The 13090-nt window shown below is 68.3% G+C and carries 11 protein-coding genes; 4 read left to right on the top strand and 7 right to left on the bottom strand.

The genetic code is table 11. The annotated features are described in order from the left end of the window. Positions 1 to 17 precede the first annotated feature (17 nt). Genes AB0B29_RS05810 through AB0B29_RS05795 form a run of 4 tightly spaced genes read left to right on the top strand, consistent with a single transcriptional unit; the run spans position 18 to position 3505 of the window. The gene (locus tag AB0B29_RS05810; protein ID WP_362234481.1) at positions 18 to 1214 is read left to right on the top strand and encodes a cytochrome P450; all 1197 of its coding nucleotides are present in this window, start codon (positions 18 to 20) and stop codon (positions 1212 to 1214) included. Then, the gene (locus tag AB0B29_RS05805; protein WP_362234478.1) at positions 1211 to 2158 is read left to right on the top strand and encodes a beta-ketoacyl-ACP synthase 3; all 948 of its coding nucleotides are present in this window, start codon (positions 1211 to 1213) and stop codon (positions 2156 to 2158) included. Before AB0B29_RS05810 ends, AB0B29_RS05805 begins: the two co-directional genes overlap by 4 nt. Before the next feature lie 25 nt (positions 2159 to 2183). Further along, positions 2184 to 2426, top strand: coding sequence for an acyl carrier protein (locus AB0B29_RS05800; RefSeq protein ID WP_362234476.1), 243 nt, complete (start codon positions 2184 to 2186; stop codon positions 2424 to 2426). Then, positions 2423 to 3505 (top strand): alpha-hydroxy acid oxidase, encoded by a 1083-nt coding sequence (locus tag AB0B29_RS05795; protein ID WP_362234474.1) that lies wholly within the window; start codon positions 2423 to 2425, stop codon positions 3503 to 3505. The genes AB0B29_RS05800 and AB0B29_RS05795 overlap by 4 nt, the downstream gene beginning before the upstream one ends. A gap of 80 nt (positions 3506 to 3585) precedes the next feature. Here the strand turns inward: AB0B29_RS05795 and AB0B29_RS05790 are convergent, their stop codons facing one another. The 7 genes from AB0B29_RS05790 to AB0B29_RS05760 all read right to left on the bottom strand — a co-directional run bounded on the left by AB0B29_RS05790 (position 3586) and on the right by AB0B29_RS05760 (position 13063). Further along, the gene (locus AB0B29_RS05790; protein ID WP_362234471.1) at positions 3586 to 4572 is read right to left on the bottom strand and encodes a 3-oxoacyl-ACP synthase III family protein; all 987 of its coding nucleotides are present in this window, start codon (positions 4570 to 4572) and stop codon (positions 3586 to 3588) included. Positions 4573 to 4694: 122 nt separating this feature from the next. Next, entirely contained in the window at positions 4695 to 7397 is a 2703-nt protein-coding gene (locus AB0B29_RS05785) for an AAA family ATPase (protein WP_362234468.1), read from the bottom strand. A gap of 437 nt (positions 7398 to 7834) precedes the next feature. Further along, positions 7835 to 9028 carry an elongation factor Tu gene (tuf, locus tag AB0B29_RS05780; RefSeq protein ID WP_362234466.1) on the bottom strand — a complete coding sequence of 398 codons (1194 nt, stop codon included), beginning with the start codon at positions 9026 to 9028 and terminating at the stop codon, positions 7835 to 7837. Between the two features lie 156 nt (positions 9029 to 9184). Beyond that, positions 9185 to 11311 carry an elongation factor G gene (gene fusA / locus AB0B29_RS05775; protein ID WP_053674513.1) on the bottom strand — a complete coding sequence of 709 codons (2127 nt, stop codon included), beginning with the start codon at positions 11309 to 11311 and terminating at the stop codon, positions 9185 to 9187. 39 nt (positions 11312 to 11350) lie between these two features. Then, positions 11351 to 11821 carry a 30S ribosomal protein S7 gene (rpsG, locus tag AB0B29_RS05770; RefSeq protein WP_003992340.1) on the bottom strand — a complete coding sequence of 157 codons (471 nt, stop codon included), beginning with the start codon at positions 11819 to 11821 and terminating at the stop codon, positions 11351 to 11353. 2 nt (positions 11822 to 11823) lie between these two features. Next, complete coding sequence (gene rpsL / locus AB0B29_RS05765) at positions 11824 to 12195, bottom strand: 30S ribosomal protein S12 (protein ID WP_003948652.1); 372 nt, start codon at positions 12193 to 12195, stop codon at positions 11824 to 11826. A gap of 319 nt (positions 12196 to 12514) precedes the next feature. After that, a complete protein-coding gene (locus tag AB0B29_RS05760) occupies positions 12515 to 13063 on the bottom strand; it encodes a DUF1707 and DUF4190 domain-containing protein (RefSeq protein ID WP_362234463.1) in 549 nt (182 codons plus the stop codon). Positions 13064 to 13090 lie beyond the last annotated feature (27 nt).

Here is a 13090-nt window from a genome sequence, read left to right as displayed (position 1 = left end):
ACGAAGGGCCTTCCGCGATGACCGAACCCGCACCGAAGGTGCATCCCCTGTGCCCGCTGGACCGGCTCGACGCCTATCCGGCCTACAACGCGTTGCGCAGGGACGATCCGGTGCCGCAGATGAAACTGCCCTTCGGCGAACCGGTGTGGATGGCCACCCGGCACGCCGATGTCCGCGCGTTCCTCCTGGAGTCACGCTTCAGCCGCAAGGCGGCGCTCGACAAGGACGCGCCCGGTTTCAGTCCCGGCGGCTACGCGCACACGATCCCGTTCATGGACGCCCCCGAGCACACCGAGGCCCGCCGCATGGTGGCACGGGCGCTGACCAAGAAGCGGATCGAGGGCCTGCGCCCCCGCATCGAGTCCGTCGCCGAGGGCCTGATCGACGCGATGGTGGCCCAGGGCGACTCCGCCGATCTGGTCAGCGCGTTGGCCAAGCCGTTCCCGGTGGCCGTGAACTGCGAGATGTACGCGGTTCCCGAGGAGGACCGCGAGCAGTTCCACTCGTGGTCCGCGGCGCTGTTGGTCACCGCCGGCCTGACGCCGCAGGAGTTCATGTCGAACTTCATGGGATTGATGGAGTACACCTCCTCCCTGATCGCGCGGCGCCGCAAGGAGCCCGGTGACGACCTGGTCAGCGCCCTGGTCGCGCAGTGGGACGCGCAGGACAGGTTCACCGAGGAGGACCTGTGCAAGGCGGTGATCTCGCTGCTGCTGGGCGGCCACGACCCGGTGACCGCGCACATCGCCAACTCCGTGTACGTGCTGCTCGGTCAGCCGGAGAAGTACCGGGAGCTGTGCGAGCGTCCGGAGATCGTTCCGACGGCGGTCGAGGAGCTGCTGCGCTACGTCTCCATCGGTGACATCTTCGGCTTCGGCAGCTACGCCGTCGAGGACGTCGAGATCGGCGGGCACACGGTCCGCGAGGGCGAACCGATGCTGGCCCTGCTGGCGTCGGCCAACCGGGACGCCGAGGTCTTCGAGAACCCGGACACCCTCGACCTCACCCGCGAACACAACCCGCACGTCGCCTTCGGTCACGGCCCGCACTATTGCGCCGGCACCGCACTCGCCCGTGTCGAACTGCAGATCGTCTTCGCTGCGCTGACCCGGCGACTGCCGACGCTGCGGCTGGGCCCGGGCGACCCCGCCCAGTGGTGGCACGAGATGGTCACGGTCATCCGCAGCCTGCGCACCCTCCCGGTGGAGTGGTGAACGGGGTGGGCGGCTCGCGCATCAGCGGGCTCGGCGGATACCGGCCCCGGCGCACGGTCACCAACGAGGAGATCGCCGAGCGGGCTCCCGTCACCGTCGAGTGGATCGAGACCCGCACCGGCATCCGCACCCGAGGGCATGCGGGTGACGGGGAGAGCATCGTGGACATGGGCGAGCACGCCTCCCGCGCCGCACTGCGCGACGCGGGCGTGACCCCGGACGAGATCGACCTCGTCATCGTGGCCACGCAGACCATGCTCCGACCGATCCCGTCCGGCGCCCCTGAGCTTGCCACCCGTCTCGGCTGCCACAACGCGGGCGCCTACGACCTCAACGCGGCCTGCGCGGGCCTGACCTACGGCATCGCCGTGGCCTCCGACGCGGTACGGCTCGGCAACGCCCGGCACGTCCTCGTCGTCGGTTCGGAACGGTTGACCGACTGGACGACGCCGGAGATCTCGGACGTCTACGCGCTGCTGGCCGACGGCGCCGGCGCGGTCGTCGTGTCGCCCTCGGACCGGCTGGACATCGGCCCGGCCGTGTGGGGTTCGGCGGGCGAGCACCGTGAGGCGCTGTGGGTCCCCGAGGACGGCGAGCACATCGCGATGAAGGGCCGCCAGGTCTTCAAGTGGACGCTGGACCACATGCCGACCGCTGCCCGGCGGGCGTGTGCGCTGGCCGGTGCGCAGCTGTCGGACATCAGGTGGCTGGTGCTGCACCAGGCCAACCGGCGCATCATCGACGCGATCGCCACCGAGCTGAAGTTCGAGCCTGACCAGGTCGCGCGCGACGTGGTGGACAGCGGCAACACGTCGACCGCCTCCATCCCGCTGGCCCTGTGCCGGCTGCGGGAGGAGGGCCGGGTACGCCCCGGCGACCGGGCCCTGTTCCTCGGCTTCGGCGCCGGTCTCACCTACGCCGGACAAGTCGTCACCCTGTACTGAAAGAGAGCCGGAGGTCATGAATCCGATGCCGGAGCAAGAAATCCTCGGCAGGATCGCCGAGCTGATCCGTCACCAGACCGAATTCCCGGGCCCGATCACAGCCGACACCGCGTTCCGGGGCGACCTCGACATGGACTCGCTGTCCACAGTCGAGCTGATCTCGGCCACCGAGCAGGCCTTCGACGTGCGCATTCCCTACGAGGAGCTGGACGACTTCGGCTCGGTCGGCGAACTGGCCGGGTACGTCGCGAAGCTCAAGACTGGATGAACCGTCCGGTCCCCGTCTGCCTCGACGACCTGTCCGCCGCCGCAGCCGCGCTTCTGCCCCCCGACGTGTGGGGGTACGTGGTGGGCGGCGCCGGCGACGAGTCCACCGTGCAGCTCAACACCGAGGCTCTGCGCGGAGTACGGCTGGTGCCCCGGGTGCTCGCCGATGTGAGTGAGCGCAGTACGCGGGACGAACTGCTGCGGGACGCCAGTGCGATGCCCTTGGCGATCGCACCGATGGCGTACCAGAAACTGCTGCACCCCGACGGCGAGAACGCGATGGCCCGCGCGGCCAAGCGGGTGGGGGTTCCTTTCGTTCTTCCCATGCTGAGCAGTGTCGCCCTGGAGGAGGTCGCGGCCGTAGGTGGGCCCCTGTGGCTGCAGCTGTACTGGCTGCGGGACCGGAGCCAGACCCGGGAGCTGATCCAGCGGGCCGAGGCCGCGGGTGTGGCCGCCCTGATGCTCACCGCCGACATGCCGGTGATGGGACGCAGGCTGCGCGACCTGCGGTGCGGCTTCGGCCTGCCCGACCACATCCACGCTGCCAACTTCGCCGCGGAGCAGAACGCGGCGGCCCGGGAACACCACGAGGGCAACTCGGCCATCGCCGGGCACACGGCCCTCACCTTCGATCCGTCGCTGAACTGGTCCGATGTGGAGTGGTTGCGCTCCCAGACCTCGCTTCCGCTGGTCGTGAAAGGCATCCTGCACCCGCAGGACGCGATGCGGGCGGTGGCCGCCGGTGCGGACGCGGTGGTCGTGTCCAACCACGGTGGCCGGCAGTTCGACCGGTCGGTGCCCGGCACGGCCGTCCTGCCGCAGGTGCGTCAAGCCGTCGGCGACCGCTGCACCGTGTTGTTCGACGGCGGCATCCGCTCGGGCAGCGACATCCTGTGCGCCCTGGCGCTCGGCGCGGACGCCGTGCTTCTGGGCCGCCCCGCGCTGTGGGCGCTCGCCGTAGGCGCGGAGGAGACAGTGGCCGAGGCCCTGGAACTGCTGCGCGCGGAACTGGACACCGCCATGGCCATCACCGGATGCCGCAGCCTCGCCGACGCCCGCGCCCTGACCGTCCTCGACTGACCTCTTCGTCCCCGGCCGAGACGACACAGGCCGAGACCGGCGCCCGCACCACGCGGGCGCCGCCCTCGGCCTGTGTCGTGTCAGTACCAGGTGAGCACCGCGGCGCCCGCAGTCATCCCGCCACCGACCGCGGCCAGCAACACCCGTTCACCACGTTCGAAGGGCCGTTCCTCCTGCGCCGCCCGCAGCGTCAGCGGGATCGACGCGGCCACCGTGTTGCCCAGCCGGGGCGCCGTGAAGGCTACCTTGGCGGGGTCGAGTCCGGCCCGGCCCGCGAACGTCTCGATCAGCCTGGTGTTGGCTTGGTGGAAGACGAACCGCCCGATGTCCTCCAGCCGTAGACCGCACTCCTGAAGCACTTCGCCGGTGAGCTTGTCGAGGATGGAGAGCGCGTAGTCGCGTACGGCACGACCGTCCATGCGGAACAGGTGCTCCCCCGCGGTGCGCGCCCGTTCGTCGAGCGGCGTGCGGGTGCCACCCGCCTCGACCCCCACGTAGTGGTGCAGTTCGCCGTTGGCGACGAGCCGGACGGCCTGGATGCCGTACCCGTCCGGCACCTCGCCGAGCAGCACCGCACCCGCGCCGTCGCCGAACAGACTCACCGTACGCCGGTCCGAGCGGTCCATGAGCGTGGAGAACATGTCGGCACCGGCGAGGATCGCGTACGAACCGTGCCGCCGGGTGGCGAGCATGCCCTCGGCGACCGCCAGCCCGTACAGAAAGCCGCTGCACACCGCATTCACATCGAATGCGGCCAGCCCCTGCAACCCGAGCTTGTGCTGAAGAATCGCGGCCGTGGCCGGCTGGGGCACATCCGGTGTGGACGTCGCCACGATCAGCGCGGCCAGTCGCTGCCGCTGCCGGTCGTCAAGGTGGTCGAGGACCTCGCGCACCGCGGGTGCGGCGAGGTCGGAGGTGGTGGTGCCGGGGTCCGCGTAGCGGCGCTCCAGCACTCCCGTCCGCTCGGTCACCCAATCCGCGGGCTTCCCGGTCCACCGGCTGATCTGGTGGTTGTCGACGACCGTCGGCGGCACGTATGAGCCGACAGCCAGAATTCCTATGGGCACAATTCTTCCCTTCACATGGGTGGGCCGGGGGGCCTGGTCCGCGACGGACGTGGGACCAGGCGAGGGCAGGACGGAGGCCGGGTGCGCCGCTCCATCGCGGCGCACCCGGGCGTGCAGGTCTTTCAGACGGTCTGTTCCATGCGGGACATCAGTTCCTTGCGATGTCTCACATTCAACTTCCGGTACACTTTGGTCAGATGCTGTTCCACGGTGCTCATCGTCACGTGCAGCTCGCCCGCGATCTGACGATTGGTGTGCCCACGGGCGGCGAGCGAGGCCACCCTGAGTTCCGAGGCCGTCAGCCGGTCGGGCTCGACAGTCTGCGAAGGTGCGAGGTCGGCCGGGCGATGCGCGACGAACTGCCGCTGCAGCGGAACCGCGCGGCACTCGTCAGCCAGCTTCAGTGCCTGGAGCGCGGCAACCTTCGCCAACTCGTTCTGTCCCGCCGTACGACAGGCGTCGTGGAGCTGGGCCGCCACCCGGGCCAGCTCCAGCCGGTCACCGCCCGTCTTGGCGGCGTCAGCCGCCTGGCGCAGACGAGCGATACGTTCGTGCCGGGGTACCAGTGCACTCAGGACGCGCAGCGTCGAGCCGCGCACCCGATGGTCCTCAGGTCCGAGCAGCGCGAGTTGTTCGTCCAGCAGCCGACGAGCCTGGGCCCGCATCCCAATGGCGAGGTACGCCTCGGCGGCGCCTATCCGCCACTCCCCCATCGCCGGCCGGTCCACGCCCCAGCGCTGGACGAGCCGCCCCGCGGACAGGAAGTCGCTCAGCGCCACGTTCGGTTGGCCGGCCGTCAGGTAGTACCGGCCGCGCCGGCACAGATAGCGCAGCCCGTACCGGGTGTCGAGCAGCGCGTCGGGAAGCGGGGCGTCGGCGAGCACCGCCGCACGTGCGAGGTCGCCGCCGCCGACCGCCACCACGAGCTTGATGCCCTGCAGCAACGCCGCCATCAGGCCCCAGTGAGCCACCGGCAACTGGTCTGCCGCCTGCTGCGCATACCGCTCGGCCAGCGGCAGGTTGCCCTGGCGCACCGCGATGTCCGCACGCAGGGCGGCGAAGAAACCCTCACGCCCGCGGTGCCTGCCGGACCCCTCGAGAAGCCGGTCGCAGGCCGCGGCCGCAGTGTCGAGTCGTTCCGCGTAGCACAGCACGGTCACCGCGATCGCGCCCGCCCACGCCGACATACCGTCGTCGAGCCAGACCGTTCGCAGCAGCCCCTCGGCCTGAGCCGCGGCCGTGGCCGGACACCCGCCGCGCAGCAACTCGTGCAGCACGCTCGCCGCTCGCCGAGTCTGCTCCACGCCTAGCTCACACTCGTCGGCGCACTCCAGGTCGGGCGGCACCGGCAGCCCGGGGCACGCGGTCGACAGCCACATCCTCGCGGCCCAGGCGGCTACCGCGATCTGGTTGTCCCGGCCGGCTTCGCGGGAGATCGCCTCCTCCAGAACGCCGGCGGCGTCGCGCGGATTACCCGACCAGAACCGGTGGGCCGCGACGGCCAGGATCGTGCCGCACTCCGTCTGCGGTAACCGTTCGAGCCGGGTGAGGCCCCCCACCACGGAGGCGGGCTGGGCACGCCACGCGCTCTGCACCAGATGGAGCGCAAGCCGCGTCCGATGCCCCGTGTCCGAACTGTCCTGGTAGGCCAGTTCGAGGTATGCGATGGCTTGCTCCGGGTCTGCCGACTCGTCGGCCGCGCTCTCCAGCACCTGCACCTGCCAGGGCTCCGCCGCCCTGCCCGAGGCGAACAGGTGCTCGGCCACCACGGAAACGGGCAGACCGTCCCAGTAGAGCAGCCGGGCGGCGGATGCGTGCAGTTGGGCGCGTTCCTGGCAGGCCTCCAGCACCGCCGAGCGGATGTCCGGGTGACGGAACCTCAGATTGACCAAGAGGCCCATCGCCTGAAGGGCATCCAGGTTCGCGGCCACCTCCTCGTCGCCCAGGTCGAGAAGCTTGCCCACCAGCGCGGAGTTCGCGTAGTCACCGAGCAGAGCCACCGCCTCCGCCGTCCAGCGCACGTGAGGCTGGGACCGGTACAGGCAAGCGAACACCGCCTGACGGAACAGGGTGCCCGGCGCGCTGCCTCCCGCCATACGATCCTGGGCCAGGGCGCGCAGCAGCAGCGGGTTGCCGCCGCTGATGGCGTGGAATCCGGCTCCGAGCTCAATGTCGTCCTCGCCGGTCATCATCCTGACGATCCGTCCGGCTCCGGTGCCCGAGATCGGTTTCAGAGTCAGCCGCCGGTACGACGGCAGGCGTAGCAACTCCGTGTGGAACAGCGGGGACACCGGGTTGGGTCCCTCGCAGTTGGTCAGCACGATCATGGCCCGCAACTCACCGAGATACCGCGCCAGATGGAGCAGCCACTGTTGAGAGGCGCTGTCGACGAGATGCGTGTCGTCGATCAGAATGACCACGGACCGGTCCTGCAACGCCCGTACCAGAAGCGCCGCGAGCTGATGCAAGAGGCCGACGGGGAGCTGGTCCACGAGTCCGTCGCACGGCTTGTCGGCCAGCGCGGCCGTACGCCCCATGGCCAGCAGCCGGGCGAGTTCTTCCTGGTCCTCCGCAGCCAGCCCCGCACCGCTGAACAGCTGGGTCAACGTGTCGAGCGACTCCGCCTGGCCGCCGCGGTTTCCGTAAGCCGTGAGCACCCTGGTCGAGGGCGATTCCGCCGCTCTCTCCGCCACGGCCTGCAGCAGCGCGGTCTTTCCCAGACCCAGCGCTCCCCCGATGAGAGTGACCGATGAGGCGCCTGCCAGACAGTCGGCCAGGCGGTGGTACAGCAACTCCAACTCATTGTCGCGCTCGACAAGAGACATAGACCTACTCCCCCGTGTTCGGTCGTTCGTCAGTCATGCCCCGGGCACGCGGCAGCGGCAGCAGACGGCGCATGCACGTTCCATGAAGTTTGCGCAAGAAACAGAGGCCGAGAATCAGGCCACATCGAGCCCACACAGCAGGCGCCCGGCATCCAGGCAACGTCCGGATGGATCACCTGGTCAAGTGATCGGAATCAACGGCGGGGCGCTTGCTGGTCAGCGCATTCTCACGGGTTCCGGTCTGGAGCCGGCCTCCGGTTCTGGAGTGCGTTCTGCAGCGAGGAGACGTTTCGTCCCGGAAACGTACACAGACATCACCAGCTCCTCCCGTTTCAATAGCAACCTTATCAAGGGAACCGCACATGCGAACGGGCCCATGCGACTTCAGTCGCATGGGCCCGCTCACGGTCGAGCGTCCCGTCAGACGCCCGGCGAGGTCACTTCGTGATCTTGGTGACCTGGCCGGCGCCCACGGTCCGGCCACCCTCACGGATGGCGAACTTCAGGCCCTCCTCCATGGCGACGGGCTGGATGAGCTCCACCTTCATCTCGGTGTTGTCACCCGGCATGACCATCTCGGTGCCCTCGGGGAGGGTCACCACGCCGGTCACGTCCGTCGTACGGAAGTAGAACTGCGGGCGGTAGTTGTTGAAGAACGGCGTGTGGCGGCCACCCTCGTCCTTGGACAGGATGTAGGCCTGCGCCTCGAACTCGGTGTGCGGGGTGACCGAGCCCGGCTTGATGATGACCTGGCCGCGCTCGACGTCCTCGCGCTTGATGCCACGGAGGAGCAGACCGACGTTCTCACCGGCCTGGCCCTCGTCGAGGAGCTTCCGGAACATCTCGATGCCGGTGACCGTGGTGGTGGTCTTCTCCTGCTTGATGCCGATGATGTCGACGGTCTCGTTGACCTTCAGGACACCACGCTCGATACGGCCGGTGACGACCGTACCGCGACCGGTGATCGTGAAGACGTCCTCGATCGGCATGAGGAACGGCTTGTCGACGTCACGCTCGGGCTCGGGGATCGCCGTGTCGACGGCGTTCATGAGCTCGAGAACCGAGTTGCCCCACTCCTTGTCGCCCTCGAGGGCCTTCAGAGCGGAGACCTTGACGACGGGAACGTCGTCGCCCGGGAACTCGTACTCGGAGAGGAGCTCACGGACCTCGAGCTCGACGAGCTCCAGGATCTCCTCGTCGTCCACCATGTCGGCCTTGTTCAGGGCGACGACGATGTACGGAACGCCGACCTGGCGGGCCAGGAGCACGTGCTCCTTGGTCTGCGGCATCGGGCCGTCGGTGGCGGCGACCACGAGGATGGCGCCGTCCATCTGCGCCGCACCCGTGATCATGTTCTTGATGTAGTCCGCGTGACCGGGGCAGTCGACGTGGGCGTAGTGACGCGTCTCGGTCTGGTACTCGACGTGCGCGATGGAGATGGTGATACCGCGCTGGCGCTCCTCAGGAGCCTTGTCGATCTGGTCGAAGGCCGAGGCCTCGTTCAGGTCCGGGTACGCGTCGTGCAGCACCTTGGTAATGGCGGCCGTGAGGGTCGTCTTACCGTGGTCGATGTGACCGATGGTGCCGATGTTGACGTGCGGCTTAGTCCGCTCGAACTTCGCCTTCGCCACTGGGGTCCTCCTGGAAGTGGTTCTGGTACGCCTTACTTCATCGGCGCCAGGTGATCTTTGCTGGATGTCCCGGATCCTCGGGGCATTCCTCCGTCATTGCGGCGGAATGCCCCACGAGGCTCCGGAGTCAAGCCTACGGCGTGTAGACGCGGTGCGTTACTCGCCCTTGGCCTTCGCGATGATCTCCTCGGCGACGTTCCGCGGAACCTCGGCGTAGGAGTCGAACTGCATGGAGTAGCTCGCACGGCCGGACGTCTTGCTGCGCAGGTCGCCGACGTAACCGAACATCTCCGAGAGGGGCACGAGGCCCTTCACGACGCGGGCACCGGCCCGCTCCTCCATGGCCTGGATCTGGCCACGGCGGGAGTTGATGTCACCGATGACCTCACCCATGTAGTCCTCGGGCGTGGTGACCTCGACGGCCATCATCGGCTCGAGCAGTACGGGGCTGGCCTTGCGCGCGGCCTCCTTGAAGGCCTGCGAACCGGCGATCTTGAACGCGAGCTCGGAGGAGTCCACCTCGTGGTAGGCACCGTCGAGCAGCGTCACGCGCACACCGGTCATCTCGTAACCGGCGAGGATGCCGAACTGCATGGCCTCCTGCGCACCGGCGTCCACCGAAGGGATGTACTCCTTCGGCACACGGCCACCGGTCACCTTGTTGATGAACTCGTACGAGGCGTCGCCACCCTCGATCGGCTCGATCGCGATGATGACGCGAGCGAACTGGCCGGTACCACCCGTCTGCTTCTTGTGGGTGAACTCGACCTTCTCGACGGCCTTGCGGATCGTCTCGCGGTACGCGACCTGCGGCTTGCCGACGTTGGCCTCGACCTTGAACTCGCGCTTCATGCGGTCCACGAGCACCTCGAGGTGAAGCTCGCCCATACCGCCGATGACGGTCTGGCCGGTCTCCTCGTTGGTGTGCACCTGGAAGGAGGGGTCCTCCTCGGCCAGGCGCTGGATCGCGACGCCGAGCTTCTCCTGGTCGCCCTTCGACTTGGGCTCGATGGCGACCTCGATGACCGGCGCCGGGAAGTCCATGGACTCCAGGATGACCGGGTTCTTCTCGTCCGCCAGCGTCTCACCGGTGGTGGTCTGCTTCAGGCCCATGACGGCGACGATGTCGCCGGCGCCCACCGACTCGATCTCCTCACGCTTGTTGGCGTGCATGCGGTAGATCTTGCCGATGCGCTCCTTGCGGCCCTTCACCGAGTTCAGCACGGCCGTGCCGGAGTGCAGGCGCCCGGAGTACACGCGGACGAAGGTGAGCTTGCCGAGGTGCGGGTCGCTCATGATCTTGAACGCGAGCGCGGCGAGGGGCTCCTCGTCCGACGGCTTGCGCACGACGACCTGCTCCGGGTCCTTGACGTCGTGACCCTCGATGGCCTCGACGTCGAGCGGGGTGGGCAGGTAGCGCACGACCGCGTCGAGCAGGGGCTGAACGCCCTTGTTCTTGAACGCGGTGCCGCAGAACACGGGGGTGACGGTGGTGCCGCCGCCCTTGCCGGACGCGATGGTGATACGACGGATCGCGGCGTAGAGCTGCTCCACGGTGGGCTCGGTGCCCTCCAGGTACAGCTCCATCAGCTCTTCGTCGTTCTCGGCGACGGCCTCGAGCAGCTTGCCGCGGTACTCCTCGGCAGCCTCGGCGTGGGTGTCCGGGATGTCGACGGTGTCGTACATCTCGCCCTTGGTCGCCTCGGCCGACCAGACCAGGGCCTTCATCGTCACGAGGTCGATGACGCCCTTGAAGTCCGCCTCTGCACCGATGGGCAGCTGCATGACCAGCGGCTGCGCGCCCAGGCGGTCCGAGATCATGTCCACGCAGCGGTGGAACTCGGCGCCGGTACGGTCCAGCTTGTTGACGAAGCAGATACGCGGCACGCCGTAGCGGTCGGCCTGACGCCACACCGTCTCGGACTGCGGCTCGACACCGGCGACACCGTCGAACACCGTCACGGCACCGTCGAGCACGCGCAGGGAGCGCTCCACCTCGACGGTGAAGTCGACGTGACCCGGGGTGTCGATGATGTTGATGGTGTAGTCGTTGTCCTCGAGCGGCCAGTGACAGGTGGTCGCAGCAGACGTGATCGTGATGCCACGCTCCTGCTCCTGCTCCATCCAGTCCATGGTGGCAGCGCCGTCGTGGACCTCACCGATCTTGTACGACACGCCGGTGTAGAACAGGATCCGCTCGGTGGTGGTCGTCTTGCCCGCGTCGATGTGGGCCATGATCCCGATGTTGCGGACCTTGGCCAGGTCAAGTGAAGTGGTAGCCATAAGGCTTCAGTCTTCTCTCGGTCTCGATGTGGGTAGCGACTACCAGCGGTAGTGCGCGAAGGCCTTGTTGGACTCGGCCATCTTGTGGGTGTCCTCGCGCTTCTTCACAGCGGCACCGAGGCCGTTGGAGGCGTCGAGAAGCTCGTTGAGCAGACGCTCGGTCATGGTCTTCTCGCGACGGGCGCGGGAGTAACCGACCAGCCAGCGCAGCGCGAGCGTGTTGGCGCGACCGGGCTTGACCTCGATCGGAACCTGGTACGTCGCACCACCGACACGGCGGGACTTGACCTCGAGGGTCGGCTTGATGTTCTCCAGCGCGCGCTTCAGCGTGATGATCGGGTCGTTGCCCGTCTTCTCACGCAGACCTTCCATGGCGCCGTAGACGATGCGCTCGGCGGTGGAGCGCTTGCCGTTCAGCAGCACCTTGTTGATGAGCGACGTCACCAGAGGAGAACCGTAGACCGGGTCGATGATGACCGGGCGCTTCGGGGCGGGGCCCTTACGAGGCATTCTTACTTCTCCTTCTTGGCGCCGTAGCGGGAACGGGCCTGCTTGCGGTTCTTGACACCCTGGGTGTCGAGGGAGCCACGGATGATCTTGTAGCGAACACCCGGCAGGTCCTTCACACGGCCGCCGCGCACGAGCACGATGGAGTGCTCCTGCAGGTTGTGTCCCTCACCCGGAATGTAAGCGGTGACCTCGATCCCGCTGGTCAGACGCACACGCGCGACCTTACGCAGGGCCGAGTTCGGCTTCTTCGGGGTGGTCGTGAACACACGCGTGCAGACGCCCCGGCGCTGAGGGGAACCCTCGAGTGCGGGCGTCTTGTTCTTCTCGACCTTGTCCTGCCGGCCCTTGCGGACCAGCTGCTGGATCGTAGGCACTACTTCTCCGGTTTCTGTGTGCCGAATGGTGAAGCTAACCTGGAACGTCGCCGACCCACGCGGTCGGGTGTGTCGAACCCGCGGACTCCCGCCGCGAGGCAGAAACAGCGCAGATTACGGTGGCCGGTGTCGGCCCGCCGTGCGGTTCATGGCACACACGCGAGCCAGGGCACACCCCAGGCACAAGGTCTGAGCGTACCTACCGCATTCGCTGCGGTCAAAACAAATGGGCAGCGCCCGCATCGCCATGCGGGACATGTCAAGCCCCCCGGCCGTTGTCGATCTTCAATTCGACGGCGACTGTCCGTTTTGCGCACCTTCACGATGCTACGACGGACACCACCGTGAGCAACACCAGAACGAGTGCCCAGCCCGCGGTGGACAACCATCCGAGCACGAGGCCGGTCAGCGCGAGCCCGTCCCCCAGCTCCCCGCGACTGCGGATCTCGGCCCGGGCCACATGCCCCAGCACGACGGCCGGGATCCCGGTCAGCCCCATGGTCGGCACGCACAGCAGCCCGCACACCCCGGCCGCGACGGCCTTCCCGTTGGTGCGAGCCCGCGGCACCGGCACGAACGTCGCCGGCACAGGCACCATCGAGGCCGGCTGCGGCAGCGGCCCCTGCGGCAGATCCGCGACGAGCAGCGCCAGCTCCCCCACCGTCCGCGCCGCGTACGCCCGCCCCACCCGCTTCTCGAACTCGCCCTGCTCCATCCGCCCCTCGCCGTAGCCGGCTCTGAGCACGTCCACGGCCCGCTCCCGGTCGGCGTGCGACGCCAGCATCGACGGGGCACCGGAGCCCTGCCGGGGCTGCCAGGGCTGCCACGGCTGCCACGGCTGCCAGGACGGATAGTGCGACTGCGACACGGAGCACCTCCCCGGGGACCGGAGTCC

The organism is Streptomyces tibetensis (assembly GCF_040647715.1).
In the GTDB taxonomy this organism is placed as follows: Bacteria; Actinomycetota; Actinomycetes; order Streptomycetales; family Streptomycetaceae; genus Streptomyces; species Streptomyces tibetensis_A.
The sequence above is the reverse complement of the archived record's forward strand: the minus strand, read 5'-3'. Positions and strand labels throughout refer to the sequence as shown.

Coding starts and splice junctions, on each gene's coding strand:
- AB0B29_RS05810 (WP_362234481.1), top strand. CDS start 18: ATGACCGAACCCGCACCGAAGGTGCATCCCCTGTGCCCGCTGGACCGG.
- AB0B29_RS05800 (WP_362234476.1), top strand. CDS start 2,184: ATGCCGGAGCAAGAAATCCTCGGCAGGATCGCCGAGCTGATCCGTCAC.
- AB0B29_RS05795 (WP_362234474.1), top strand. CDS start 2,423: ATGAACCGTCCGGTCCCCGTCTGCCTCGACGACCTGTCCGCCGCCGCA.
- AB0B29_RS05785 (WP_362234468.1), bottom strand. CDS start 7,397: ATGTCTCTTGTCGAGCGCGACAATGAGTTGGAGTTGCTGTACCACCGC.
- fusA (WP_053674513.1), bottom strand. CDS start 11,311: ATGGCTACCACTTCACTTGACCTGGCCAAGGTCCGCAACATCGGGATC.
- rpsG (WP_003992340.1), bottom strand. CDS start 11,821: ATGCCTCGTAAGGGCCCCGCCCCGAAGCGCCCGGTCATCATCGACCCG.